The organism is Streptomyces sp. NPDC048734 (assembly GCF_043198675.1).
In the GTDB taxonomy this organism is placed as follows: domain Bacteria; phylum Actinomycetota; class Actinomycetes; order Streptomycetales; family Streptomycetaceae; genus Streptomyces.
This window is the reverse complement of sequence record NZ_JBICUZ010000009.1, coordinates 271,562-296,944: the sequence shown is the minus strand read 5'-3', so window position 1 is coordinate 296,944 and position 25,383 is coordinate 271,562. Positions and strand designations below refer to the sequence as shown.

General features: G+C 73.4%; 25 protein-coding genes and 2 pseudogenes. 15 read left to right on the top strand and 12 right to left on the bottom strand.

Annotated features, from left to right (window positions below; translation table 11 throughout):
* Positions 1-259 precede the first annotated feature (259 nt).
* Positions 260-610: a hypothetical protein gene (locus ACGFQC_RS24440; protein WP_363089333.1), complete on the bottom strand. Its 351-nt coding sequence runs from the start codon at positions 608-610 to the stop codon at positions 260-262.
* Positions 611-769: 159 nt separating this feature from the next.
* Between ACGFQC_RS24440 and ACGFQC_RS24435 the strand changes: the two genes are divergently transcribed.
* Entirely contained in the window at positions 770-2,446 is a 1,677-nt protein-coding gene (locus ACGFQC_RS24435; RefSeq protein ID WP_363089334.1) for a serine/threonine-protein kinase, read from the top strand.
* 59 nt (positions 2,447-2,505) lie between these two features.
* A pseudogene (locus tag ACGFQC_RS24430) lies at positions 2,506-2,733 on the top strand (helix-turn-helix domain-containing protein); the annotation flags it as partial.
* Positions 2,734-2,799: 66 nt separating this feature from the next.
* Here the strand turns inward: ACGFQC_RS24430 and ACGFQC_RS24425 are convergent.
* The 6 genes from ACGFQC_RS24425 to ACGFQC_RS24400 all read right to left on the bottom strand — a co-directional run bounded on the left by ACGFQC_RS24425 (position 2,800) and on the right by ACGFQC_RS24400 (position 8,742).
* Entirely contained in the window at positions 2,800-3,228 is a 429-nt protein-coding gene (locus ACGFQC_RS24425) for a hypothetical protein (RefSeq protein WP_393288648.1), read from the bottom strand.
* A gap of 315 nt (positions 3,229-3,543) precedes the next feature.
* The gene (locus ACGFQC_RS24420) at positions 3,544-4,287 is read right to left on the bottom strand and encodes an SOS response-associated peptidase (protein WP_363089336.1); all 744 of its coding nucleotides are present in this window, start codon (positions 4,285-4,287) and stop codon (positions 3,544-3,546) included.
* 156 nt (positions 4,288-4,443) lie between these two features.
* Positions 4,444-4,650 (bottom strand): cold-shock protein, encoded by a 207-nt coding sequence (locus tag ACGFQC_RS24415; RefSeq protein WP_363089337.1) that lies wholly within the window; start codon positions 4,648-4,650, stop codon positions 4,444-4,446.
* 361 nt (positions 4,651-5,011) lie between these two features.
* Positions 5,012-5,575 (bottom strand): hemerythrin domain-containing protein, encoded by a 564-nt coding sequence (locus ACGFQC_RS24410; protein ID WP_363089338.1) that lies wholly within the window; start codon positions 5,573-5,575, stop codon positions 5,012-5,014.
* 766 nt (positions 5,576-6,341) lie between these two features.
* Positions 6,342-7,580: an MFS transporter gene (locus ACGFQC_RS24405; RefSeq protein WP_363089339.1), complete on the bottom strand. Its 1,239-nt coding sequence runs from the start codon at positions 7,578-7,580 to the stop codon at positions 6,342-6,344.
* Positions 7,581-7,812: 232 nt separating this feature from the next.
* Positions 7,813-8,742: a LysR family transcriptional regulator gene (locus tag ACGFQC_RS24400; protein ID WP_363089340.1), complete on the bottom strand. Its 930-nt coding sequence runs from the start codon at positions 8,740-8,742 to the stop codon at positions 7,813-7,815.
* A gap of 137 nt (positions 8,743-8,879) precedes the next feature.
* On the opposite strand from ACGFQC_RS24400, the gene ACGFQC_RS24395 reads away from it, so the two are divergent.
* The 9 genes and pseudogenes from ACGFQC_RS24395 to ACGFQC_RS24355 all read left to right on the top strand — a co-directional run bounded on the left by ACGFQC_RS24395 (position 8,880) and on the right by ACGFQC_RS24355 (position 17,349).
* A complete protein-coding gene (locus ACGFQC_RS24395) occupies positions 8,880-9,881 on the top strand; it encodes a fumarylacetoacetate hydrolase family protein (RefSeq protein WP_363089341.1) in 1,002 nt (333 codons plus the stop codon).
* Positions 9,878-10,834 (top strand): cyclase family protein, encoded by a 957-nt coding sequence (locus ACGFQC_RS24390; RefSeq protein ID WP_363089342.1) that lies wholly within the window; start codon positions 9,878-9,880, stop codon positions 10,832-10,834. Before ACGFQC_RS24395 ends, ACGFQC_RS24390 begins: the two co-directional genes overlap by 4 nt.
* A gap of 23 nt (positions 10,835-10,857) precedes the next feature.
* Positions 10,858-11,988 carry an FAD-dependent oxidoreductase gene (locus ACGFQC_RS24385; RefSeq protein WP_363089343.1) on the top strand — a complete coding sequence of 377 codons (1,131 nt, stop codon included), beginning with the start codon at positions 10,858-10,860 and terminating at the stop codon, positions 11,986-11,988.
* A 62-nt stretch (positions 11,989-12,050) separates the two neighbouring features.
* A complete protein-coding gene (locus ACGFQC_RS24380; RefSeq protein ID WP_363089515.1) occupies positions 12,051-13,088 on the top strand; it encodes an amidohydrolase family protein in 1,038 nt (345 codons plus the stop codon).
* A 4-nt stretch (positions 13,089-13,092) separates the two neighbouring features.
* Positions 13,093-14,025: a VOC family protein gene (locus ACGFQC_RS24375; RefSeq protein WP_363089344.1), complete on the top strand. Its 933-nt coding sequence runs from the start codon at positions 13,093-13,095 to the stop codon at positions 14,023-14,025.
* A gap of 30 nt (positions 14,026-14,055) precedes the next feature.
* A complete protein-coding gene (locus ACGFQC_RS24370) occupies positions 14,056-15,027 on the top strand; it encodes a fumarylacetoacetate hydrolase family protein (RefSeq protein ID WP_363089345.1) in 972 nt (323 codons plus the stop codon).
* Positions 15,024-15,770: pseudogene (locus ACGFQC_RS24365) on the top strand (SDR family NAD(P)-dependent oxidoreductase); the annotation flags it as partial. The gene ACGFQC_RS24370 and the pseudogene ACGFQC_RS24365, both read left to right, overlap by 4 nt.
* A 146-nt stretch (positions 15,771-15,916) precedes the next feature.
* Positions 15,917-16,699, top strand: coding sequence for a CoA transferase subunit A (locus ACGFQC_RS24360; protein WP_363089346.1), 783 nt, complete (start codon positions 15,917-15,919; stop codon positions 16,697-16,699).
* The gene (locus ACGFQC_RS24355) at positions 16,699-17,349 is read left to right on the top strand and encodes a CoA transferase subunit B (protein WP_363089347.1); all 651 of its coding nucleotides are present in this window, start codon (positions 16,699-16,701) and stop codon (positions 17,347-17,349) included. Before ACGFQC_RS24360 ends, ACGFQC_RS24355 begins: the two co-directional genes overlap by 1 nt.
* Before the next feature lie 56 nt (positions 17,350-17,405).
* Here ACGFQC_RS24355 and ACGFQC_RS24350 read toward each other — a convergent pair whose 3' ends face one another.
* From ACGFQC_RS24350 to ACGFQC_RS24335, 4 genes are read right to left on the bottom strand one after another with little or no spacing between them, the layout of a single operon-like run.
* On the bottom strand, positions 17,406-19,472 hold the full coding sequence (locus tag ACGFQC_RS24350; RefSeq protein WP_363089348.1) for an iron ABC transporter permease: 2,067 nt from the start codon (positions 19,470-19,472) through the stop codon (positions 17,406-17,408).
* 8 nt (positions 19,473-19,480) lie between these two features.
* On the bottom strand, positions 19,481-20,461 hold the full coding sequence (locus tag ACGFQC_RS24345) for an iron-siderophore ABC transporter substrate-binding protein (protein ID WP_363089349.1): 981 nt from the start codon (positions 20,459-20,461) through the stop codon (positions 19,481-19,483).
* On the bottom strand, positions 20,458-21,327 hold the full coding sequence (locus ACGFQC_RS24340; protein ID WP_363089350.1) for an ABC transporter ATP-binding protein: 870 nt from the start codon (positions 21,325-21,327) through the stop codon (positions 20,458-20,460). Before ACGFQC_RS24340 ends, ACGFQC_RS24345 begins: the two co-directional genes overlap by 4 nt.
* Positions 21,328-21,381: 54 nt before the next feature.
* Positions 21,382-21,984: an MSMEG_1061 family FMN-dependent PPOX-type flavoprotein gene (locus ACGFQC_RS24335; RefSeq protein ID WP_363089351.1), complete on the bottom strand. Its 603-nt coding sequence runs from the start codon at positions 21,982-21,984 to the stop codon at positions 21,382-21,384.
* A gap of 126 nt (positions 21,985-22,110) precedes the next feature.
* Here ACGFQC_RS24335 and ACGFQC_RS24330 point away from each other — a divergent pair, with 126 nt between their 5' ends.
* From ACGFQC_RS24330 to ACGFQC_RS24315, 4 genes are all read left to right on the top strand, one after another.
* Positions 22,111-22,464 (top strand): hypothetical protein, encoded by a 354-nt coding sequence (locus tag ACGFQC_RS24330; protein ID WP_363089352.1) that lies wholly within the window; start codon positions 22,111-22,113, stop codon positions 22,462-22,464.
* Positions 22,465-22,532: 68 nt separating this feature from the next.
* Complete coding sequence (locus ACGFQC_RS24325; RefSeq protein ID WP_363089353.1) at positions 22,533-22,754, top strand: hypothetical protein; 222 nt, start codon at positions 22,533-22,535, stop codon at positions 22,752-22,754.
* 118 nt (positions 22,755-22,872) lie between these two features.
* Positions 22,873-23,136 (top strand): hypothetical protein, encoded by a 264-nt coding sequence (locus ACGFQC_RS24320; RefSeq protein WP_393288646.1) that lies wholly within the window; start codon positions 22,873-22,875, stop codon positions 23,134-23,136.
* Between the two features lie 155 nt (positions 23,137-23,291).
* A complete protein-coding gene (locus ACGFQC_RS24315; protein WP_363089516.1) occupies positions 23,292-24,083 on the top strand; it encodes a YihY/virulence factor BrkB family protein in 792 nt (263 codons plus the stop codon).
* Positions 24,084-24,105: 22 nt separating this feature from the next.
* On the opposite strand, the gene ACGFQC_RS24310 is transcribed toward ACGFQC_RS24315, so the two are convergent.
* Positions 24,106-25,362, bottom strand: a complete 1,257-nt coding sequence (locus ACGFQC_RS24310; RefSeq protein WP_363089354.1) for a family 1 glycosylhydrolase — start codon at positions 25,360-25,362, stop codon at positions 24,106-24,108.
* Positions 25,363-25,383: the final 21 nt, after the last annotated feature.

Sequence of the window (25,383 nt, the reverse complement as noted above, 5' to 3'; positions counted from 1 at the left end):
CACCCGGTCCTCCCCCCGCAGCACATACGAGTCGGGCAGATCCCACACCAGCCCCCCCCCCGGGGCCCCCCCCCCCCGGGGCGGCGCCCCCCCCCCCCCCCCCCCGGCCCGGGGGCGCCGCCCCCCGCCCCCCCCCCCCCCCCCCCCGACGAGCGTGCGGCGGGCGAGGCCGCCCCGCGGCTGATCCCGCCGTACCGGGTGACACCCACCGGGTGACACCCCCGCCTGCGCGCCCCGTGGCGCGGACGGCTCGGCCGCGTCAGGCTTCCTCCTGCCGCGCGAACCTCAGCGAGAGGGAGCGCAGCACGTCGGCGGTCGAGGTGTCCGGCCGGCCCTCGTCGTGCACCTCGCCGAGGTGTACGAAGGCGTAGGAGAAGCAGTTGGCCAGCGTCAGGATCGCGGGTCCGAGCGCTGCCGTGATGATCTCGATGGTCTCCTGCGCGGTCGCCTCCCTCGGCAGACTGATCTGCGGCAACGTCTCCGCGAGGAGCGCGGAGACGGCCCCGGTGAGGGCGACGTCGGCGTCAGGGTCCTCGCGGACCTGCCGCTTCATCTCGATGGCCTCGGTGAGGATGCCGATGACGCGCTGCATGATCTCGGATTGCTGCATGCCGGGAGCCTACGGCCGGCGGACCCGGTGGCGCGATCGACCGGCCCGGCCTGCCCGCGGACCGGCCGCTCCACCCGGCCGTGACGCAAGTCGCTTGATGCACAAGGCGATTATCCGGTTCCTCGGACATGTGATCGCGTTGTAGGGCAAGCTCTGGACGTGAATGCGATTCATACGCCGCTGAGCCCCGAGGACCCGCGAGACGTCGGGGGTTACCGACTGCTCGCCAAGATCGGCGAAGGGGGCATGGGTGCCGTCTACCTCTCGCGCACCCGGGGCAACCAGCCCGTGGCCCTGAAGGTGATCCGCCGGGAGTTCGCGCAGGACCCGGAGTTCCGCCGCCGCTTCCAGCAGGAGGTCACCGCCGCCCGCCGGGTGCAGGGCTACCACGTGGTTCCGGTCGTCGACCACGACACCACGGGCGCACTGCCCTGGCTCGCCACGGCCTACGTACCCGGGCTGCCGCTGGACGAGGCCCTGACCGCTTACGGACCGCTGCCGCTGCCCGCGGCCCTCCAGCTCACCGGCTGCGTCGCCGAGGCGCTGCGGGCCGTGCACGCGGCCGGGGTGATCCACCGGGACCTCAAGCCCAGCAACATCCTGCTGAGCGCGGAGGGCCCCTGGGTGATCGACTTCGGCATCGCGCGGGCGAGCGACGCCACCCAGCTCACCCGCAGCGGCGGTCTCATCGGCACCCCGCAGTACATGTCCCCCGAGCAGATCGGCGGGGCCGAACTCACCCCGGCCACCGATGTGTTCTCCCTCGGCCTGATCGCGGCGGTGGCGGCGACGGGCCGTCATCCCTACGGCGACGGCGGCGCCATCACCCTGGCCACCCGCATCGCCGCCACCGAGCAGCGGCAGCCCGACCTCTCCGGCTACCCCGACGGCCTGCGCCCGCTCCTGGAGCGCTGCCTCACCCCCGATCCGGCGGCCCGGCCCGCGCCCGCCGAACTCGCCGAGCTGTGCGCACAGGCGTCCGGCCGTCCCGCCCGCGACTTCACCGGCTGGCTGCCGGAGCCGACGGCGGCCGAGATCGCCCGGCGGGCGCGGGCGGCGGCCACGCCCGAGCCGGATCCGACGCCCGTGGCCGCCGCCTACTCCCCCACCTACGTCCCCCCGCCGGCGCCGCCGAGCGGCACTCCGCAAGCCGCTCCCGCGGCCCGCAGGCGTACCCCGCTGGTGCTGGGCGCCGCCGTGCTCGCCGCGGTCGTGGTGGCCGGCACCGCCTGGGGGCTGACCGGGGGCGACACGTCGGACGACAAGGACGGGGCGGCGGCCGGTGACACCGCCCAGGCCTCCCCGTCCGGACCGGGGTCACCGGCCGCCGCCACCTCCGCGTCGGCCGGGGGCGGCCTTCCCACCGACTCCTCGGTGTCCGACTCCGCCTCCGCCTCGGCGAGCGCACCGGCGAGCGGCGGCTACACGCCGCTTTTCGAGAACAAGCCGCTCACCCTCCGCGCGCCCAGCCCCATGGCGTACACCTACGTGGACCTCGACCTGCCGAAGATCCATGCCGAGAGCGGTACGTACCCTGACGGCATCGAGCTGACGTACAACGAGTTCGGCGGCTCCACCACGCTGAGCTTCCTCACCACGACCGGCGTCAGCGAGGACACGACCGCGGAGCAGTGCGCCGCGGCGGCCGACACCAACGCCCTGCCTGCCACGATCACCGGCAAGAAGGACCTTCTGGCGCTGCTGCCCGAGGGCACCGTCCTGTGCACGGTCACCAAGGACGGCAACCTGGCGATGCTGAGGATCACCAAGGTGGAGATGAGGGTGGAGAACCTCCCCGACTACACCACCGAACTGACCGTCTGGAAGCCGTCCTAGCCGTACTGATCACGAGCGTTGTCGACACCGGCGGGTCTTGGACATGGCGAAGACCTCCGATGCGGTGGAGCTGTCCGGGACCACACCGCACGGAGGTCTTCGTGTCCCGCCGTCATGCCCGGCTGGCCGTTCACGGCAGGCGGCTGCCCGTCGCACGTGTCCGCTCGGGCCGCCCGGTCGCCCATGTGGCCGCCGAGAGGGGCATCCCACGGGCCACGGCCCACCAGTGGATCCGCCGCCGGTGCGGTGAGGGCGAGGCCGGGCTCCTCGACCGGTCCGGCCGGCCGGACGGCTGCGACCGCGCCGTCCCGTCGTCGAGGGTGACCACGAGCCGGGCAGGCCGGCCGTCCCGCTCACCCCCTGATCGAGAAGAAGACCGTGTCCATCGTCCAGCCGTGCCGCAGGGCGGTCTGCCACTCGTCGTGCTCGGTCCGAAGAATGCCGGCGAGCTGCTCCAGCTCGTACCGGAGGTCGCCGGCCACCCGGTCCGCGACCGCGCGGTAGGCGTCCGCCGCCGGCTTGGCCCGTTCGAGGGGCAGGCGGCCTATCTCCGGGGAGCCGTCGACGGGGTACGGGATGCGGAACGGGATCTCCCGGGGCGGACCGGCGTACAGGAAGGTGCCCGGGAGCAGCTCCGCGGGAACGCCGAGGCGGCGCAGTTCGTCGTCCAGCAGGCCGAAGAACCTGCCCGGGCTCGAGAAGACACCCAGGTCGTACGGGTCGCCGGCATGGTTGTCGATGATGTGCTGCAGGGCGCTGTAGTACGCGTTGCCCGCGTACACGGCGTCCGAGTCGGCGCGGCCCGCCAGGAGGTGGTCCAGGGCCTCGGGGACCGTGAGTCCGTAGTCGACGCCCTGGCGGTCCAGGTCGCGTTGGTGCTATCCACCCCGCGAATCACCACGGGCCGGTGACCGCGAGCCGACCGGCGAGCTGTCGGTCGAGTACACCGGCAGGCGGTACGCGCACTTCAGCCCGGCCTCGGCCGACGTCGCCGGCCGCGTCCTCGTGAGGACCGGGGCGCGCAAGGTGGTGGGAGGCCTGCGGGATTCCCGGGTTTCGCGGCGTGGGCCAGGGGCGCCCGGCTGCCGTGACGCGGTCTACGGCGTGATCGGGTCGAGGAGGTGCGGTCCGTCGTTGCGGGCGTCGTTGACGGCCGGCGACACGGGTCGCACCTCGAGACGCCCGTCCGCGGGGCTCCGGAGCAGGGCGCGCAGTTCGCCGGCATCCTGGTGGGCGGGGTCGAGCCAGGCGTCGTACCGGTCCTCGGGGAGGGCGAGCGGCATGCGAGGGTGCACCCGGCCGGCCGCGTCCGTGGCGTCGGTGGTGATGACGGTACAGGTCAGCAGCCAGGCGGCGGGGTCGTCGTCCCGCTGCACCTGCGGGTCGCGCCAGTACTCGTACAGGCCGGCGAGGGCCATGACCCGACCGTCCTCGGGGTGGATGAAGTACGGCTGCTTGCGGGTCCGGCCCGTGTCCTCGGCCTTGACCGGCTGCCATTCGTAGAAGCCGTCCGCGGGCAGCAGGCAGCGGCGCCGGGTGAAGGCGCGGCGGAAGGCGGGCTTCTCGTGCAGGGTCTCCACCCTGGCGTTGATCATCCGCGCGCCGATCTTGACGTCCTTCGCCCACGACGGCACCAGGCCCCAGCGCAGCGGCCGCAGCTCACGTCTCGCCGGCGCGGTGTCGTCCTCGCCGCGCGGTGTGCGTTCGAGGACGGCCCAGACGTCGTCGGTCGGAGCGACGTTCCAGCTCGGCGCGAGCGACTCGGCGACCGGCCGGTCGGCGACGTGGAAGTGCCGGGCGAGGTCCTCGGGACCGCGGGTGGAAGCGTAACGACCGCACATGCATTCCACTCTCCCACTGTTTTTCCGGGAAGGTGCGGGCGCCGTCCGGTGGTGCGGGCGCGTGACCGGTGGTGCGGGCGCGTGAAAAGGGCCGGCGCCGGGAAGGCGTCGGCCCTTTTCCGTCACGTCAGCGGCGGCAGGCGCGGGCTGCGCGTGTCATGACAGGGGGCGTACGCGTGAGGCCTGCGGACCCTTGGGGCCCTGCACGATGTCGAATTCCACCTGCTGGTTCTCCTCCAGGCTGCGGAAGCCGGAGCTGTCGATCTCCGAGTAGTGCACGAAGACGTCCGGGCCGCCGTCGGCCTGGGCGATGAAGCCGAAGCCCTTCTCGGCGTTGAACCACTTGACGGTTCCCTGAGTCATTGCTGCTCCTTACAGGGGCTGGGTTGGGTCATTCGCACCGTGCGAACACCCGGCCGGTTAATGACGCGGCTGCTCCAGCACAACCTGGAGAACAAGCTTCGCGCCCGCGACATCGTTCTCTGCGAGCATGCGACTGGCACAAACACACGAGTAAAACTGCGACCGGCTTCTCCCACCAGGCTACCGCCGGAATCATTCCGGATCTCGTGCACAGACCCACTGGAGTGATGGTCGAGCGGGCCGGGGTTGAATCCCTCGGGTGAGCCCCGCCGGTTTCCTCACCGGGTAAGGGAAATTCCCTCGTGCCCTGCGCCCCGGCCCGTTGGCGGCGGGGGGACGCCGTCCAGCGGCTTCCGTCCGTTCAATTCCGCTTTCCGCGCCCGCCGAGCATGTCGCGCAGGCGGTCGACCATGCCGGTGCCGGGCGCGAGGACCTTGTTCGCGGGCGGGGTCCCCGGCGCGGACGGGTACGGGTGGGTGGGGGCGTGCTTCTTGGCCGAGCGGACCTTCTCGCCGAGATCCTCCAGAGCGGTGGCGGAGCAGACCTCGGCCAGCAGGGGGAACAGCCGGTTCTCCTCGTCGTCGACGTGCGCCGTGACGGAGTTCCTGAGTCCCGTGATCAGCGCGTCGAAGCGTCCGTCGCCGGGTCGGCAGTCCTCCAGTTCCTTCAGCATGCGCTCGACCTCGCCGTGCTCGGCGATCTCCTCGTCGGCGAGGTCGTCTCCGTCGTCGACGTACCGGCGCACCGTCGGGTACAGGTACTGCTCCTCGGTCACCGAGTGGCGGACCAGTTCCACGGTGATCCGGTCCGCGAGTTCGCGTCGCTCCGGGTCGGTCGGCGGCAGCGCTTCGATCTGCGCGAAGAGGGCGTCCACCTCGCGATGGTCAGCGGTCAGTTCCTGGATGACGTTTCCGCCGTGTCCCATGGGTTCTCCACTCCTCGTCGTGCTGCGTCCGGGTGCCGGTCGGCCGCCCTCGGCGCGTGCGTCCGCGCCGTCGGCGTCGTCCTTCGGCTAGGGCGGGAACGACCACTGCGCCCCGGGCGCCCCGCCCGTTCGGCACCCAGGACCTATGCCTCCCCCGCGCGCCGCCCCTGCCCCGCGATGCCCCGCCCCTTCACTCCGGCGGCCGACAGGCTCGTTCCCTGCCGGTGTCCGCGGCGGCTCACCCGGGGTGCGGATCTGCGCGGCACCTGCTCGACGAGGCCAGTGCCGACGACAGCGGGATGCGCCTGATCATCCACGCCCGCGCCGATGTCGCATCACCACGGCCACCGCGCTGACCCCGGCGGCGTGAAGGCCGCGGTCGGGCGGTCGGCGTCCGACCGCCGGGGCAGCCCGCCGATCTCCTTCGCACGTGGTGCGGAGAACGGGATTCCCCGCGATGCCCCCGTGCCCCTGGCAGCGGCGGCCCCCATGCCCCCTGGCACCGGCGGCCCTCTGGCACCGGGGCGAGGTCGTCATGGCGCACGACCGCCACCGGGACGACCGGGAGTTGCCCGGCGGCATGCCCGGACCGGGTGAGACCGCCCGGCGGGCGGCCGGCCGTCACCGGGGGCTGCTGCGCGCCGGGCGCCTGCCGGTCGGGGGTACGGCCCGCGCCGCCCTTCACGAACACACCCGCGTCGCGCACCGGCCGGAGCCCGCGGTGCGCCGGCCGGCCACGGCCGTACCGCCCGGTCGGCCCGGACGGTCAGGGCCGCCCGGGGGCACCGTGGGGCAGAGCCGCCCCGGCGCGGCGGGTGAGGAGCAGCAGGGCCCCCGCCAGCAGCAGGGTGGTCAGGCCGAGCAGCCCCACGGCCGAAGCCAGCTCGCCGAGGACGCCCTTGCCGCCGAGCAGGACGAGGGGGCAGGCGAACTCGCCGAGGAAGAACGCCGATGTCCACAGGCCGGTGCCGCGGCCGCGGTCGGCGAAGTCGAGCCGGGACATGGCCAGCGTCAGCAGGGACGGCAGCAGCAGTCCGGTGGCGACGCAGTTGACCACGGCTCCCGCGATCAGCAGGGGCAGGCCGTCGGCGAGGCCCATGAGCAGGAAGCCCACGCCGCCCAGCGCGAAGACGAGGGGAAGGCGGTGCCGGGGGCGGTCGGTGAGCCGGGTGAAGACGACGGAGCCGACGACGGTGGCCGCGCTGGCGACCGCGGTGACGGCGCCGATCGCCCCGGGTGAGTCCGTGCCGAGGTCGTCGAGGAGGTAGGACATCTCCACGGGCACCGTGTAGAAGACGACCGCGCCGAAGACGGTCAGCAGGCAGATGCCGATCATGCGGCGCACGGGGAAGGGCCTCGGGTCGGCACCGGTGTGCTCCGGCACGTCCCCCGGCGCGGGCCGCGGGGCCGGCAGGGCGCGGGCCATGACGGGGGCGAGCAGCAGGCCGACCGCGTACAGCCCGAAGGGCGCGCGCCAGCCGGCCGCCCCGAGGGCGCCGCCGAGCACGAAGAAGACCGTGGCGGACGCCGACGCGCACATGGTCTGCAGGGCGAGGTACCGGTCGCGGACCCGCCCCGTGTAGTAGTCACCGATCAGCGTCGTGCAGGCGGTCATGATCGCCGCCTCGGCCACTCCGACCAGCACCCGGCTGGCGAGGATCCCGTACAGCGAGTCCATCCAGAGGGGGACCGTGCCGAAGATCGCGTACAGGACCGTCGCGGCGACCAGCAGGCGCTTGCGGCCGAGCCGGTCGACGACGACGCCCGCGAACGGGGCGAGCAGGGCGAGCGAGAGGGCGGGAACCGTCAGCACCAGGGGGACGAGCGCCGTGGACCCGGCGACCCCGCCGAAGTGGTCCTGCATGCGGGGCAGGACGGGGGCGATCAGGACGGCGCCGAGGACGGGCAGACAGCTGCCGGCCATCAGCAGCGCGGCCGGCAGCTTCCCCCCGGCCTGCGGGGAGTCGTCTTCGTCGGGGGTGGTCGGGACGGCGGGAGCGGGCATGGCGGCACTCCAGAGCGCGAGGCGGGAGAGGGGGTGCCCCGTGGCGGTCAGGTCCGTGTCGGAGAGGACGTCGGCGCACGGGCGCGTGATGTGCCACGACTATGCGTTCCGGGAGGCGGCCTGCCCAGACCTGGTGTGATCCGGGTTTCGGATGCCTCCGATCCATCACGTGGATACCCGGCGGTTCCGGTGGGACGGGCGCCCCGTCCAAAAGACCGCCCCCGCCCCGCCGTCAGGAGGGGACGTGCTCCTCCCGAACGCCCCCGAGACGCCGGCCGACCCTCGCGGCCGTCTCCCGCAGCCAGATGTGGGCCGCGTCATGGGTGTGCACCGGGTGCCACCACATCGCCTCCTGCAGGGGGACGGCCTCGTAGGGCGGTTCCAGCACGCGGACGGCGGCGATCGGCGCGAGCAGGCTCGCGAGGCGCGCCTGGAGGAGGGCGATGCGCCGGGTGCCGGCCACCAGGAGCGGCAGGAGCTGGAAGCTGTCGACGGAGACCTCCACCCGTGGCTCGATGCCGAGCATGCCGAGCTGGCGGACGGCCGGGGCGTCGTAGGTGCGCTGGTAGGTGACCCAGGGCAGTCGCGCCAGGTCCCGGCGGGTGAGGCGGTCGTCGACGCTCGGGTGGTCGTCGGCGACGAGGAAGACCCAGCGGTCCTGGTAGAGGTCGGTGGCGGGGAAGTCGCTGATGACGCCGTGCGGCATGAACAGGCCGTCGGTGGCGCTCAGCAGGGTCGCGGTGTCGTCGACGACGGTGGGCGGGGTCTGCGCGAAGCGCAGGCGGATGCCGGGGGCCTCCTCGTGCACCACACGGGCGAGTTCGGTGCCGAAGACGGCGACGGCGTAGTCGGAGGCGACCAGCTTGAACTCGCGGCTCTCCTTGGACGGGTCGAAGTCGGCCTGGCTGGCGAAGAGGCGTTCCAGCACGTCGTAGGCCGTGGAGGTGCGGTCGAGCAGGACCTGGGCCAGGGCGGTGAGTTCGTAGTGGCCGCCGACCCGGGCGAGCAGGTCGTCGTCGAAGTGGCGGCGCAGCCGGGCCAGTGCGGCGCTCATGGCGGGCTGGCTGAGGCCGATGCGCTGCCCGGCCCGGGTGACGTTGCGTTCCTCCAGCAGCGCGCGCAGGGCGACGACGAGGTTGAGGTCCAGACGGGCCAGGTTCACGGGTCTTCCCCCAGTGGTACGACGTTGCACGGCGCCGACCAGGGTGAATTCGTCGCGTGGATGCCGATCATCCAAAGAATCGATTTCCCTGATCGTGAGTGGCGGGTCCAGATTAGTCGCACCGCAATCAGGAGGACATGTCCGTGAAACCCGAACCCGTCTCCGCGCTCTTCGCCGGGCCGTTCGCCCTCGCCACGCTGTCGGCCCCGGACGGTCCGGCCTTCCCCGCCCTCGTCACCCCGGACGCCCGGGTGATCGACCTGCGCTCCGCCCTCGGTGACGGTCCGCCGGACGTCCGCGGCCTGCTGGAGGAGTGGGAGTCCGTCCTGCCGCGGCTGCGGGAGCTGGCCGCGCGGGACGGCGCCGCCCGCGGGACGCTGGCGGACTTCCGCGTGCACGCCCCGGTCGAACCGCGGCAGGTGTTCCAGTCGGGAGCCAACTACCGGCAGCACGTCATCGACCTGCACGTCGCCCACCGCGCCCCCGGTGACGACCGGCCCGAGGAGGAGCGGCGCGCCGAGGCCGCGGAGATCATGGACCGGCGGGCGGCCGAGGACCTGCCGTACGTGTTCATCGGCCTGCCGAGCGCGATCACCGGCCCGTACGACGACGTCGTCCTGCCGGCGTGGGCCGAGAAGCCGGACTGGGAACTGGAACTGGCGGCCGTGATCGGCCGGCCCGCCCACCGGGTGTCCGTGGCGGAGGCCCTGGAACACGTCGCCGGGTACACGATCGCCAACGACCTCACCGACCGCGCCACGGTCTTCCGCCGCGACATGCCGCAGATCGGCACCGACTGGCTGCGCAGCAAGAACGCCCCCGGCTTCACGCCGCTCGGCCCCTGGATCGTGCCCGCCGAGTCGGTCGCGGACACCGGCGACCTGCGGGTCACGCTGAAGCTGAACGGCGAGACGATGCAGGACGAGTCCACCGAGGACATGATCTTCGACGTGGCCCGGATGGTGTCGTACGCCTCCCGGAGCGCCCGCCTGCTCCCCGGCGACCTGGTGCTGACCGGATCCCCGGCCGGGAACGGCATGCACTGGGGCCGGCTGCTGCGCGACGGCGACGTGATGGAGGGGTCGGTCACCGGGCTCGGCACGCAGCGCACCCGCTGCGTCGCGGAGGGGGCCTCGTGAACCGCGAAAATCCCGAGGGCGCGATCGCCGAGGCCGCGAAGGCGTACTCCAACTGGGGGCGCTGGGGCGAGGACGACGTGCTCGGCACGCTGAACTTCCTCGACGAGGCCAAGCGCCGCGAGGGCGCCGCGCTCGTGCGGCGGGGCGCGAGTTTCTCCCTCTCCCAGCGCTTCGACATGAACGGCCCGCAGAAGGGCTGGCGGCGGCGCACCAACCCGGTGCACACCATGCTGGACACCGGCACCGACGCCGCCCTCGGCAACCAGGGCTTCCCGCACGGCATCGGCGGCGCCGACGACGTGATCGCGATGCCGCTCCAGTGCTCCACCCAGTGGGACGGCCTGGGGCACATCTTCGACCACGGCAGGGCCTGGAACGGGCGGGCGGCCGAGAGGGTCGTCACCTCCGAAGGCGACCTCGTCACCGGCATCGAGCACATGGCGCCGCACGTCGCCGGACGCGGGGTGCTGCTCGATGTGGGCCGGGTCGCCGGTGCGGACGGGGAGCTGCCCGACGGCTTCGCGATCACCGAGGAGCACCTGCGCGCGACCGCCGGGGCACACGGGGTGGCCGTCGGGCGCGGTGACATCGTCCTGGTCCGCACCGGGCAGCTGGCGCGGGTCCGCCGCGACGGCTGGGGCGACTACGCCGGCGGTCCCGCGCCCGGCCTGTCGTTCACCACGGCCGGCTGGCTGCACGGCAGCGAGATCGCCGCGATCGCCACCGACACCTGGGGCTTCGAGGTCCGCCCGAACGAGTTCGCGCACGCCTTCCAGCCCCTGCACCAGGTCGTCATCCCCAACGTGGGCCTGCTGATCGGCGAGATGTGGGACCTGGAGGCGCTCGCCGAGGACTGCGCGGCCGACGGCGTGTACGAGTTCTGGCTCACCGCCGCGCCGCTCCCCATCACCGGCGCCGTCGGCTCCCCCGTCAATCCGATCGCCGTCAAGTAACCCGAGGAACAAGGGAGTTCCCCATGAACCATGCCCGCACGGTCCTCGTCGTCGGCGGCGGCGCGGCCGGCAACGCCGTGACGATACTGCTGCGCCGGGCCGGCCTCGCCGTGGACCTGATCGAGGCCAGGGACGACTGGAACGCCACCGCCGGCTCCGGCATCACCCTCCAGGGCAACGCCCTGCGGGTGCTGCGCGAACTCGGTGTGTGGGAGCAGGTCGAGGCGTCCGGCTTCGGCTTCGGCTCCGTCGGCATCACCGCCCCCGACGGCACCGTCCTGCACGTCGCCCACGACATCCGCACCGGCGGCGACGACCTGCCCGCCACCGTCGGCATGCAGCGCCCCCGGCTCCAGCAGATCCTCATCGACGCCGTGCGCGCCTGCGGCGCGTCGGTCCGGCTGGGCACCACCGCCGAGATCCTGGACCAGGACGCCGACGGTGTCTCCGTCCGTCTCAGCGACGGCACCGAGAACCGCTACGACCTGGTGATCGCCGCCGACGGCCTCGGCTCCACCACCCGCGCCGCGATCGGCGTCACCGACAAGCCCGAGCCCACCGGCATGGCCATCTGGCGCGTCGCCGCCCCCCGCCCCGCCGGCGTGGTGCGCACCGACCTCGCCTACGGCGGCCCGGCCTACATCGCCGGGTACTGCCCCACCAGCGAGAACACCCTGTACGCCTACGTCGTCGAGGCCAACCGCGACCGCGCCTCGATACCGGCCGGGTCCTACGCGGACGAGATGCGGCGCCTGGCCTCCACGTACGGCGGCTTCTGGCCGGAGATCACCGAGCACATCACCGATCCGGAGAAGGTCAACTACACGTGGTTCGACCGGCTGCTGGTCGAGGGCTCCTGGCACCGCGGCCGGGTCGTCCTGGCCGGCGACGCCGCGCACTGCTGCCCGCCCACGCTCGCCCAGGGCGCGGCACTGTCCCTGGAGGACGCCTGGGTCCTCGCGCAGTTGCTCACCGGCTCCGACACCTGGGACGACGCGCTGTTCCAGGAGTACCACGAGCGGCGGATCCAGCGGGTCCGCCCGGTCGTCGAGGCCTCCGTGCAGATCGGTCGGTGGCAGCTCGACGGAGTGCGCGACGCCGACGTGCCCGGCCTGATGGGCCGGACCATGGCCATGCTCAGGGAACTGCCGTGACCGGGCCCGCCCCCCGCCGGACGCCGGCGCCCGCCCACGTACCGGCCGACGCGCCCGCCCCCGTGCCGGCCGCAGACGTACCCGCCCCCGTACCGGCGGCCGCCCACGCACCGACCGTCGACGTGCACGCCCACGTCCTGCTGCCCGAGGTCGACGCGCTCGTGGCCGGGCTGCCCGGCCACGGCGGGGCCAGGGCGCTGGACGCCCGCCGCAACGGCCCCGCCGCCCTGGCGGTGAACGGCCCCATGGTCCGCGACCGCATCCCCCGGCTGACCGACGTGACCGCACGCCTGGCCGCCATGGACGCCCAGGGCGTGGACGTCCAGCTGGTCAGCCCCTCCCCCTCGCACTACCACTACTGGACGGACGAGGAGAGCGCCGAGAAGGTGTACCGGCTGGCGAACGAGGCCACCGCCGCGCACTGCGCGGCGGCGCCGGACCGGCTGCGCGGCCTCGGACTGGTGCCGCTCCACCATCCGGACCTGCTGGTCCGCGCCCTGGACCACGCCCTGGAACAAGGGCTGGCGGGGGTGGAGATCTCCAGCCACGCCCCCGGGCGGGAGCTCTCCGACCCGGCATACGCCCCCTTCTGGTCCCGGGCCGAGGAGAGTGGCGCGCTCCTCTTCCTGCACCCCTTCGGTTGCACGCTCGACGAACGGCTGGACCGCTGGTACCTGTCCAACACCGTCGGGCAGCCCACCGAGAACGCCGTCGCGCTGTCCCACCTGATCTTCTCCGGGACGCTGGACAGGCACCCCGCGCTGAAACTGATCGCCGCGCACGGCGGCGGCTACCTGCCCACCCACATCGGGCGCTCCGACCACGCCTGGTCGGCCCGCTCCGACGCGGGCGGCGGCTGCGCGCACCCGCCCAGCAGCTATCTGAAGCGGCTCTACTTCGACTCCCTCGTCCACGACCCGCACGTACTGAGGGAGTTGATACGCGTCGCCGGGGCCGACCGCGTACTGCTCGGCTCCGACTTCCCCTTCGACATGGGCACCGAGGACCCGGTCGGCGCCCTGCGCGCCGCGCGTCTGCCCGATGCCGACTTCCACGCCGTACGGGGCGGCAACGCCGCCGCTCTCCTCCGCAAGGACTGACACCATGCGCCTGCTCACCCACCTGCGGCACGTCGACCTCGCCGTGCCCGACTACGACAAGCAGCTCGACTTCTACGCCGGCGTCTGGGGCCTGACCAAAGTCGCCGAGGACTCCGGCATCTCCTTCCTGGCCGCCGAGGGCTCGCCCGAGCAGTACGTCGTCCGGCTGCGCAAGGCCGGCGAGAAGCGCCTCGACCTCGTCTCCTACGGCGCCGCGAGCGCGTCCGACGTCGACACCCTCGCCGAGCGACTCCTCGCTCAGGGCGTGCAGTTGATCTCCCGGCCGGGCACGGTGGACACGCCCGGCGGCGGTTACGGCTTCCGGTTCTTCGACGTCGACGGCCGCACCATCGAGGTCTCCGCCGACGTCGAGGTGCGGCAGCACCGCAAGATCGAGGAGAAGGAGTCGATCCCGGTCAAGCTGAGCCACGTCGTCCTCAACTCCCCCGACCTGAACCGCACCCGGGAGTGGTACGAGCGCCACCTCGGCTTCGCGCTCTCCGACACGCTCAGCTCGCCGCACGTGGGCGAGGTCATGCACTTCATGCGGATCAGCAACCAGCACCACTCGATGGCCATCGCCAAGGGCCCGCACACCGCCCTGCACCACGTCTCCTTCGAGATGCGCGGCATCGACGAGTACATGCGCGGCTCCGGCCGCGTGATGCGCGCCGGGTTCCGCAAGATCTGGGGTCCGGGCCGGCACATGGCGGGCGACAACACCTTCACGTACTTCCTCGACCCGCACGGCAACACCGTCGAGTACACCACCGAGCTGGAGAACCTCGACGAGGACACCTGGCACCCGCACGTCTACGACTTCTCCCGGCCCGAGGTCACCGACCAGTGGGGCACCGCCAACCCGATGAACGAGCTGATCGCCAAGGAGTCCTTCAACGACCCCGACCGCGGCGTGTTCGTCGCCCCGCCCGTCTGACCCCGACCCCGCTCCCCCAGGAGTCGTCCCATGCGTTTCGCCGCATACGAACACCAGCACCGCCACCGGGTGGCCGTCGTGGAGGACGACGGCACCCTCCTCCCGCTGCCCGGCGTCACCTCGCTCACCGCCCTGCTCGCCGAGACCGGCGGCCTGCCCGCGCTGCTCGCCGCCGGTGCCGCCGCCCTCGACGTGCCGCCCGGCCCCCATGTCCGCGAAGTGCGGCTGCTGCCGCCCCTGCAACCCGCGTCGGTACGGGACTTCGTCACCTTCGAGGAACACGTCGAGGGTGTCCGTCGGTCCGTGGACGGCGCCGCCGGCGTACCGGAGCAGTGGTACGCGGCACCGACCTTCTACTTCACCAACCCGCACGCGATCTACGGCCCCGGCGACGACGTCCCCGTGCCGCCGGGCTCGTCGGCGCTGGACTTCGAGCTGGAGGTGGCCGCCGTCGTCGGCCGCGAGGGCCGCGACCTCACCCCCGAGCGGGCCCGCGAGCACATCGTCGGCTACACGGTCTTCAACGACTGGTCCGCACGCGACCTCCAGGCGGCGGAGATGAGGGTCGGGCTCGGCCCCTGCAAGGGCAAGGACACGGCCACCGCCCTCGGCCCGTACCTCGTCACCGCCGACGAACTGGAGCCGTACCGGGACCCCGACGGGTTCCTGCGCCTGGCGCTGACCGCCGAGGTCAACGGCGAGACGGTCGGCGAGGACCTGCTGTCCCACATGAGCTGGACCTTCGAGGAGATGACCGCCTACGCCTCCCGCGGCACCCGTGTCGTCCCCGGTGACGTCCTCGGCTCCGGGACGTGCGGCAACGGCGGCTGCCTCGCCGAGCTGTGGGGCCGCAGCGGGGAGCGGAACCCGCCGCCGCTCAAGGCCGGCGACACCGTGAGTCTCACCGTCGAGGGCATCGGCACGCTCACCAACACGGTCGTCCCGGGCGTCGAGCCCGTACCCCTGCCGAGCGGCAGGCGTCGTGGCCGGGAGCGGCCGTGAGCGGTCCGCACCCCAAGCGGCTGCTGGGCAAGGTCGTCGTGGTCACGGGCGCGGCCCGTGGCCAGGGCGCCGCCGAGGCCGCGGCCCTCGTCCGGGAGGGCGCCCGCGTCATCGCCACCGACGTGAGCGACGCGCCCGGCTGCCGTCGGCTCGACGTGACCGACGAGCAGGACTGGGCGGCACTGGCCGCGGACCTGCGCGAGGCCCACGGGCGGGTGCACGGCCTCGTGAACAACGCGGGCATCACCTGGCGGGCCCGCGTCGGCGACGTGCGCCCCGAGGACCTGGCCCGGGTCCACGCGGTCAACGTCACCGGCCCGCTGCTCGGCATCCAGCACCTCACGCCCCTCATGCAGCCCGGCTCCTCCGTCGTCAACGTCGGCTCCTCCGCGGCCCTGACCGGCCACTATCCCGTCGCCTACACCACGAGCAAATGGGCACTGCGGGGCCTGTCGAAGACCGCCGCCCTCGAACTCGGTCCGCGCGGGATCCGCGTCAACACGATCCATCCCGGCTACATCGAGACCGAGATGACCGCCTCGGCGGCCGCGGCGTTCCGCGAGGCCAACGTCCGCGAGACGCCGCTCGGCCGCACCGGGAGCGTCGACGAGGTCGCCCCGCTCGTCGTCTTCCTGCTGTCGGACGAGTCGTCGTTCATCACCGGCGCCGAGATCCCCGTGGACGGCGGCCTCACCGCGCACGGCGGCGTCAAGTCCGTCTCCGACGCCCTGCGTCCGGAGGCGGACGGCACCGGACCCCGCGGCGGACCGTCCGCCGCGACGGCCGGCGCGGCCACCCTCCCCTCCTCCGACGAGGCCTCGTACCCCACCGGCACCGGTCCCGTCGTCGACGACGACCGGCCGGCCGCCCTGCCCGGAAAGGACCGTTCGTGAACAAAGTGAGTGCCGGCGCCGCCGAGGCGGTCGCCGACATCCCCGACGGCGCGTCGCTCGCCGTCGGCGGCTTCGGGCTGAGCGGGGTGCCGGAGATCCTCGTCCGCGCCCTGTACGCGCAGGGCGCCACGGCGCTGCGGGTCGTGTCGAACAACTGCGGGGTCGACGGCCGCGGCCTGGGCATCCTGCTGGCCGCCGGCCGCATCGCCCGGGTGACCGGCTCGTACGTCGGCGAGAACAAGGAGTTCGCCCGCCAGTACCTCGGCGGTGAGCTGGAGGTGGAACTGACGCCGCAGGGCACCCTGGCCGAGCGGCTGCGCGCCGGCGGCGCGGGCATCCCCGCCTTCTACACCCCGGCGGGCGTCGGCACCCAGGTGGCGCGCGGCGGCCTGCCGTGGCGGTACGCGGCCGACGGTTCGGTCGCCGTCGCCTCGCCGCCCAAGGAGACCCGCGTCTTCGACGGCCGTCCGCACGTCCTGGAGCACGGCATCACCACCGACTTCGCCCTGGTCCGCGCCTGGCGCGGCGACCGGCACGGCAACCTCTGCTTCCGCCGGGCCGCCGCCAACTTCAACCCGCTCGCGGCCATGGCGGGCCGCGTCACGGTCGCCGAGGTGGAGGAACTCGTGGAGCCGGGCGAACTGCGCCCCGACGAGGTCCACCTGCCCGGCGTCTTCGTGCAGAGGGTCGTGGAGCTGACCGCCGAGGAGGCGGCCGACAAGCGGATCGAGCGCCTCACGGTCTCCGCGGCCCCGGCCCGGGGGACGGTGAGCGGCTGATGGCCTGGACCCGCGACCAGATGGCCGCCCGCGTCGCCGCCGAACTGACCGACGGCTCCTACGTCAACCTCGGCATCGGCCTGCCCACCCTCATCCCCGGTCACCTCCCGCCGGGCGTCCACGTCGTCCTGCACTCCGAGAACGGGATCCTGGGCACCGGCCCCTACCCCACCGAGGACCAGGTCGACCCGGACCTGATCAACGCCGGCAAGGAGACCGTCACGGTACTGCCCGGCGCCTCCTTCTTCGACTCGGCGCTCTCCTTCGGCATGATCCGCGGCGGCCACATCGACACCGCCGTGCTCGGCGCGATGCAGGTGTCCGCGACCGGCGATCTCGCCAACTGGATGATTCCGGGCAAGATGGTCAAGGGCATGGGCGGTGCGATGAACCTCGTCCACGGCGCCCGCCGGGTCGTCGTCCTGATGGAGCACACCGCCAAGGACGGCAGTCCGAAGATCCTCCAGGAGTGCACGCTCCCGCTCACCGGCGAGCGGTGCGTCCACCGCGTCGTCACCGATCTGGGCGTGCTCGACGTCACCGGCGACGGCCTCGCCCTCGTCGAGACCGCCCCGGGCGTCACCGTCGAGGAGATCTCGGCCCGCACCGGGGCCGCCCTGCTCCTCGACGGCTTCACCGCCGCCTGCTGACCGGGTCCGCCGACGGCCCGCTGCCCGTCGGCGGGCGGCGGGCGGCGGGCGGCGGGCTAGCGACGGCTGCGCACGAGCAGGTACAGGAAGTACGGCGTCCCGATCACCGCCGTCATGAGGCCCGCGCCGAGCTGGGCGGGCGCGATGACCGTGCGGCCGATCAGGTCGGCCGCGCAGACGAGGGCCGCGCCGAGCAGGACGGCGACCGGCACCACCCGTACGTGCCGCCGGCCCACGAGGGTGCGCGCCGCGTGCGGCGCGACGAGGCCCACGAAGCCGATGGTGCCGGCCGAGGCGACGGCGGTGGCGCTGAGCAGGACGCCCACCACGAGGAAGCCCAGGCGGACCCGGGACAGCCGCAGGCCGAGCAGGCGCGGGGTGTCCCCGTCCAGGGACACCAGGTCCAGTTCGGTGCGCCGGGCGAACGCCACGGCGGAACCCAGCGCCAGCACCAGCGCGACGGGCAGGACGTCCGGCATGGTCCGCCCGTACGTCGAACCGGACAGCCAGGTCAGCGCCTTGGTGGCGTTGAAGGGGTCGGTCAGCACGATGAGCAGGCTGATCAGCGCCGTCGTGGCGGCGGCCACGCCGACGCCGACGAGGACCAGCCGGTTCTGCCGGTAGCCGCCCCGGGCGGCGAGTCCGAAGACGACGACGGAGGCGGTCGCGGCCCCGGCGAACGCCGCGCCCGCGACGGCCCAGGACCCGGCGACGGGCACGGTGGTGACCAGGAGCACGGCGCCCAGCGCGGCTCCGCCGGAGACGCCCAGGACGCCGGGTTCGGCCAGCGGGTTGCGGGTGACGGCCTGGACCAGCGTGCCGGCCAGGGCGAGCGCCGCGCCCGCGCACAGGGCGGCGAGCACGCGCGGCACCCGGGTGTCGAGGACGAAGGAGACCGCCCGACCGGCGCGCCCCTGCGCCCAGTTGACGACGTCGCCGAGCAGGAGCCCGGTGTCGCCCAGCAGCACCCCGGCGACCGTGACGCCGGCGACCGCGGCGACCAGGACGGCCACCGTGACCCGGAACGCCGTACGGCCGGGGGTGCGCAGCCGGTCCGGAGCGCCGGCCTCGGCGGTGTCCCGCAGCCGCAGGGCCGTCACCACCAGGAACACGGCGCCGACGAGGCTGGTGACGACGCCCGTGGGAACGGCCACCGCCGTGTCCGCGGGCACCAGGACCCGCAGCAGGACGTCCGATCCGAGGACCAGTCCCGCGCCGGCCAGGCCGGCCACGGGCCAGCCGGCGCGGGCGCGGACGAAGGCCGGGAACCGGCGGGCGAGCGGGCGGACCAGGGCCGGGGCGCACAGGCCGACGAAGCCGATGGGCCCGGCCAGGGTGACCGCTGCGGCCGACAGCAGCGCCGCCATGACGACCACCGTGACGCGGGTGGCGCGGACCGGGACGCCGAGCCCGCGCGCGGCGTCGTCGCCGAGGGCGAGCGCGTCGACCCGGCGGGTGGTGAGCAGCAGGCCGGCGAGGCCGGCCGCGGCGACGGGCAGCATCTGCAGGACGCCGTCGAAGCCGTTCTGGCCGATGCTGCCCTGGTTCCACTGGTACAGGCCCTCGGTCTGCTCGGGGAAGAGCAGGAGCAGGCCCTCGGTCACGGAGTTGAGGCCGAGGGCCAGCGCGGTGCCGGCGAGGACCAGTCGTACGGTGCCCGTGCCGAGGCCGGACAGGGCGAGGACGACGCCCGCGGCGAGGAGTCCGCCGGCGAAGGCGACCCCGGAGGAGGCGAGCAGCGGCAGCGAGACGCCGGTGGCGCCGGCCACGCCGAGCGCCAGGTAGGAACCGGCGTTCACGGCGAGGGTGTCGGGCGAGGCGAGCACGTTGCGGCTGACGGCCTGGAGCGCGGCCCCGGCCACCGCGAGCACGGCTCCGACCAGGAGGCCCGCGGTCATGCGGGGCAGCCGGGAGGCGATCACGACGGACCCGTCCGCCGGATCGGCCTGCCCGGTCAGGGCCTTGAACACCTCGGCCGGTCCGACGGCGGCCGTGCCCTGGGTGATGTCGACCAGGGCGAGGGCGGCGACCAGGAGCGCCAGTGCGGCCGTCACCGCGGCGGCACCCCTGCGGGGCGGGGCCGCCTGCGGACGGGGGGCGGGGGCGGTTGCGGTGACGGCCATGGCTTGCGTTACTTCGTCAGCGCGTCGACGACGGCGTCGATGTAGGCCTGCATCGACGCGGGGCCGCCGAACATCCAGATGCCGTCGGGCAGTCGGTGCACCTCGCCGGCCTTGACGAACGGCAGGGACTTCCACACGGCGTTCTTCGCCAGGGCGCCGGTGAAGGGGTTGCTGTTCTTGTCGCCGTCGTTGCCGATGTAGGCGAACCGGGTGTCCTTCGGCAGGGCGGTGAGGCCCTCGACGTCGGTGGTGCCGAGGCCGTAGCTCGCATCGCCCTTGACGGTCCAGGTGTTCTTCAGACCGAGCGCCTCGTTGACGCTGCCGATCAGTGAGCCGCTGGTGTACGGGCGCAGGGAGACCTGGTTGGAGGTGACGTACCCGTCGGCGAAGGCCAGTCCGGTGCCGTCGAGGCCGGCGTCGGCGAGGGCCTTCTTGCCCTCGGCGACCTTGGCCTCCCAGGCGGTGCGGACCGCCTCGGCCTTGTCGGTGGTGCCGGTGGCCCGCGCGATGAGGTCGAGGTTGTCGAGCATCAGTCCGATCTGGTCGGCGGCGTCGGCGGACTTCACCTCCAGCACGGGGGCTATCTCGCGCAGTTGCTTCACGGCGGCGGGCGGCAGGTCGGTGGTGGCGAGGACGAGGTCGGGCGCGAGGGAGGCGATGGTGTCCATGCTCGGCTCGCCGCGGGTGCCGATGTCCTTGGGCTCGGTGGTCAGCGGGACGGCGCTGTCCCAGGTCTTGTAGCCCTTGACGTCGGCGACGCCGACGGGGTCCACGCCGAGGCTGAGGAGGCTCTCGGTGACGTTCCACTCGGTGGTGACGACCTTGGTGGCCGGGCCGTCGAGCTTGATCTCGGTGCCGGTGGCGCCGGTGAGGGTGATGGCCTCGGAGGGCTTCTTCGAGCTGTCGGCGGCGGGCTCGGTGGTGCCGCACGCGGCGAGGGTGAGCGCCGCGGCGGTGGTGGCGGCCGCGGTGAGCAGGAGGCGTCTCATGAGGTGGTGCCGAGCCTTTCGCTGGGGGTGTGGCGGGTGTGGTGGCGGCCGATGGCGCGGGTGCGCAGCCGGCCGGTGAGGGGGTCGTGGTCGACCTCGATGCGGATGCCGTAGACGGCGGTGAGGCGTTGCGGTGTCAGGACGTCCGCGGGTGGGCCGTCGGCGACGACGCGGCCCGCTTCGAGCAGCGTGATCCGGTCGGCGACGGCCGCCGCCTGGTCGAGGTCGTGCAGGACGACGCCGACGGCGATGCCGTGCTCGTCCGCCAGGTCGCGGATCAGGTCGAGGAGTTCGACCTGGTACCGCAGGTCGAGGTAGGTGGTGGGCTCGTCCAGGAGCAGTACGCCGGTCTCCTGGGCGAGGCAGCCGGCGAGCCACACCCGCTGCAACTGCCCGCCGGACAGGTGGTCGGCACCGCGTTCGGCGAGGTCGGTGACACCGGTCAGGGCGAGCGCCCGGTCGACCGCGGCGGCCGCGTCCGGGTCGGGCCGGCCGAAGCGGCCGCGGTAGGGGTAGCGGCCGAACTCGACGATGTCGCGCACGGTCAGTCCGCTGGGTGTGGGGCGGCTCTGGGTCAGCAGGGCGACGTGGCGCGAGAACTCACGGGGCGTCAGGGCGAGGCCGTCGGTGTCGTCGTCGATCCGGATCGCGGCGTGCCGGGGCCGCTGCAACCGGGCGATCGTCCGCAGGAGCGTGGACTTCCCGCTCCCGTTGGGGCCGACCAGGGCGGTGACCTCACCGGGTCGCAGCCCGACCGCGGCTCCATGGACGACGTCGACGCCGTCGTACGACACCGTGACGTCCGTGGCCGCCAGTTCGTGGCCGCGCAGGCGTGGGGTGCCGACTGTTTCTCCACCAAATCTCACATCGATAAGGTTAGCCTAACCTTATTTGTGTGGATCACGCGGGGTGGGCCCGGCTCAGCCGGCCGGCCAGGACGCCGGGTCCCACAGGCCCGAACGCCGCAGGGACTGCGGGCAGTGCAGGTAGATCTCGTCGACCTCCAGCACCAGGGCGAGCGCGGGGCGCCGGTCGTCCCGCGCCATGGCGTCGAAGAACGGGGCGTCGGTGAGGATGCGGGCCCGCCCGTTGACCCGCAGGACCTCCTTGCCGCCGGGGATCAGGTACAGCAGGCCGGCGTGCGGGTTGTCGAGGATGTTGTGGAAGCTGTCGCCGCGCCGGTTGCCCGGCCGGTCGGGCAGGGCGAGCGTGCGCGCGTCGACGACGTGGGTGAACCCCGGGCCGTCCCCGCGCGGCGAGACGTCACAGTTGCCGTCCGCGTCGGAGGTGGCCAGCAGGCAGAAGGGCGAACGGGCCAGTATGTCCAGGTCCTGGTCGGTGAGCCGGTCATGGACCTTCTCGATCACCACGGGCCAGGGCTCGCCCAGCACTTCACGCAGCTCGGCCCGCGAGCCCAGCTCGACCCAGCCGCTCCCGGCGGCTGCCCCCGGCCCGTCCACGGTGGCGTCGATCGCGTACGGCAAGGGGGACTCCAGGGGTGCGTGCGGCGAGTGGTTGCACATCGAACATTAGCCTAGGTTAGGTTCGCCTTGCCTTACTGGTTCGGGGTGCGGTGTCGCCGGTGCCGGGCGCCGGGGTCCCCGGTGGACCGGGTGTGGACCGGGGACGGCTCGGGTAACCGGGCACGCATGTTCAAGCATCGGCGCGTGCGCGTCACCTGTGTCCTGGTGGTCGGTTGGGTCTTCTTCGCGGTCGTGGAACGGCGGTCGGGGCAGACCACGTGGCCGGCGGCGCTGCTGCACGCGCCGGTCTGGGCCCTCGCCGTGGCGGGCACCTGGTGGTTCGCCGAGATGACGCAGCTGGGACCGCGGACCGCCCGCCCCGTTCCGTCGTCGTCGGCGACGACGACGCCACCGCCGCCGCCGAACTCCTCGCGGCGGTCGGGGGTTTCGGCGACCGGCCGTCGGGACGAGGACGGCGACCGGCAGGAGCGGGGGCCGGCGGCGGGACGCGCGCGCAAGGGTGGGCGCCCCTCGGCATGAAGGCGCCCGGCCGGGTTACCCGATGCCCCGGCGGCACGACCGCCGCCCCCAGTTCCCAGGGAGACGCCATGCCGGTCAGGCCCAGCAACGCGCTCACCGTCGCCGCGGCGGCGCTCGCCGGAAGCGGCGTGGCCGTCACCGCCCTCCTGTGGTGGAGACGGCGCCCGGACGCCGGCCGGGACCCGGTCCGCACCTGGCCCCCGTCACTCGGCGACCCCCGCACGATGTCACCCGAGGACCTGCTGCACCGGCACTGGAGCACGCTGCAACCGCTCGACCTGACGCGCTAGGTGTGCTGTGCACGGAAGTTGGCGACAGGGTTCATGGCAGGGTGATCTTGAATGAGTGAGGGCCTTCCGGGTTCGGTGTGGATTGCGACGTCTACACACGAACGACCAGAAGGCCCTCATGCCCCACCGTAATGCACCCCTGACCGAGACCGGCCGCCTGCGTCTGGCCCGCTGCGTCGTCGAGGACGGCTGGACCCTGCGCCGCCCCGCCCGTGCGGCGCTCGTCACCTGGTACGGCGAGGACGTGGGCGGGCGATTCCCGGGTATCCGCACCGCAGATCCGGAACTCCGCGTCATGGACAGGGCCCATCGGCCGGTCCCGCGGCCGGGGCGGTTCACACGGTGGAAGCGGTCCGCCGGCGGCGGGAAGGACGGGCCATGAAGGTGCGCGCACAGCGGAGGGACGACGGTGCCCGTCCCCTGTCCGCCGGACGGCAGGCCGCACCGCCGAACGGTTCGCCCGTCATCGTCTCCACGGCCCCCGCACGGCGGTTGCCGCCCTCGTGGGGTCCCGCCCTCCGCCGCACCCCCGCGTCGATGTGGCGTGACGACGTGTCCGACTACGCGGCCGCACTCACCTACTACGCCATCCTGGCCGTCCTGCCCTCCCTCCTGGTGGCCGTCATCGCCTTCAGCCTGGTCAGCCCCGCCACCGCGGGCGACTTCATCGCGCATGTGACGGCCTACGCCCCGGGGCAGTCCGGAAGCGAACTCGAGGGGGTCATGGTCCGGATGGTGCGGCGCAGTTCCGCGGCCTGGGCGCTGCTGGGCGCCTGCACGGTGAGCGCCCTGTGGTCCGCCTCCAGCTACCTGGCCGTGTTCCGCCGGGCCCTGCACCGCATGCATCACGTCGCCGACTGCCGCTCTCCCCTGCGCAAGGCCCCCCGCATCGTGCTCACCGCCTTCGCCCTGCTGGTCCTGCTCCTCGTCAGTTCGCTGCTCCTGCTGGTCACCGGTCCGGTCGCCGAGGCCGTCGGCGGTCTCCTCGGGCTCGACGAGGTGGCCGCCCGGGCGTGGGCCCTGCTGCGCTGGCCCCTTCTCCTGGGGCTGGTCGCGCTCCTGGTCGTCGTCGTCTTCCACACGGGCCCGGCCCCGGCGCGTCTGCGCAGGCACAGCCTGCCCGGCGGTGCCCTGGCGGCGGGCCTGTGGCTCACCGTCTCGGCGGGTTTCGCGCTCTACGCCTCCGCCCTGAGCACCTACAGCAGGCTGTACGGCTCGCTCGCCGGCATCGTCGTCTTCCTGATCTGGCTGTGGCTGTCCAACCTCGCCCTGCTCGCCGGGGCCCAGTTCACGGCCGAGCTGAGCAGGCGGTCGTCGCCCCGCCGGTGACGGCCGACTCCCCCGGCGCGGCTCATCCGCCGTGACCGGCGGGCACCCCACGGTGGCTCCGCACCGCGTCGGCATAGGCCTTCGCGCTCGGCTTGGGACGGCGCTCGAACGTCTCGCGGTCGACTTCGTGGAGGCCGAGCTGGGCGCCGTATCCGAAGATCCACTCGAAGTTGTCCATGAGCGTCCAGTGGCAGTAGCCGAGGACGGGTGTGCCGGTGCCGATCTCGGCCGCGAGGGCCTCGAGCGCGGCGGGGACGAACGCGGCGCGCTGGGTGTCGTCCGCGGTCTGGATGCCGTGTTCGGTGACGAGCACCGGGACGCCGGCCACCTCGTGGGCGTAGCGCACCGCCCCGGCCAGGGAGCCGGGCTCGATGGCGGTGCCCATGCCGTTCAGCTCCCCCTCCGGCGTCACCTCGCCGTCGGGTCCGTGCACGATGCGCTCGTAGTTCTGCACGCCGATGAAGTCGTCGTCGCGCGCCTCGCGCAGCCAGTGGTCGTAGACGGCGGCGCGCTTGGCGTCCCGGCGCCGCTCGCCACCGGGAACCGCGACCTCGTCGGCGATGGCGATGGAGACGCCGACCGGCAGGTCTGCGCGGTTCGCCCTGATCGCCTCACGGGCGGCGCGGTGGGCGCGGGTGAACGCCTCCTGGAACTCGTCCTGCCGGTCGGCGGGGATGACGTTCGCGCTGGCGTAGCCGTCGCTTCCGGCCGCGCGGGCCGCCGCCGCGAGCATCCGCGTCTTGAGCGCCTCGGCCTCGGCCGGGAGTTTCGCACCCGCCTGCAACAGCTGTTCCAGATTGGGTTCGTTGAGGGTGACCGCGTAGGCGATCCGGTCGCCGAAGCGTGCCATGACGCGGTCACACTGGTCGGCGAACCGGCTTGGGGCGTCGGCCGCGGTCCACGAACCGTCCGCCGCGAACCAGTGCGGTGCGGTGAAGTGGCTGAACGTCACCAGGGGCGCCAGGCCGCGTGCGAGGCAGCCGTCGACCTTGCGCTCGTAGTGGTCGAGCGCCTCGGCGGAGACGACACCGCGCTCGGGTTCGACGCGTGCCCACTCGACGGAGAACCGGAAGGCGTCGAGTCCGAGCCCCGCCACCAGGTCGAGGTCGGTCTCCCACTGCTCGTAGCCCCGGCAGGCCGGTCCGCTCGGTTCGCGGAAGAGGGAGGGAGTGGTGTGCTCCAGGAACCAGGTGTCGCTCGCGCGGTTGTCGCCCTCGTTCTGGTGTCCCGCGGTGGCGACGCCCCACAGGAAGCCGTCGGGCAGGCCGGTGTGTGTCATGGGTGCTCCTTGTGTGAGCCG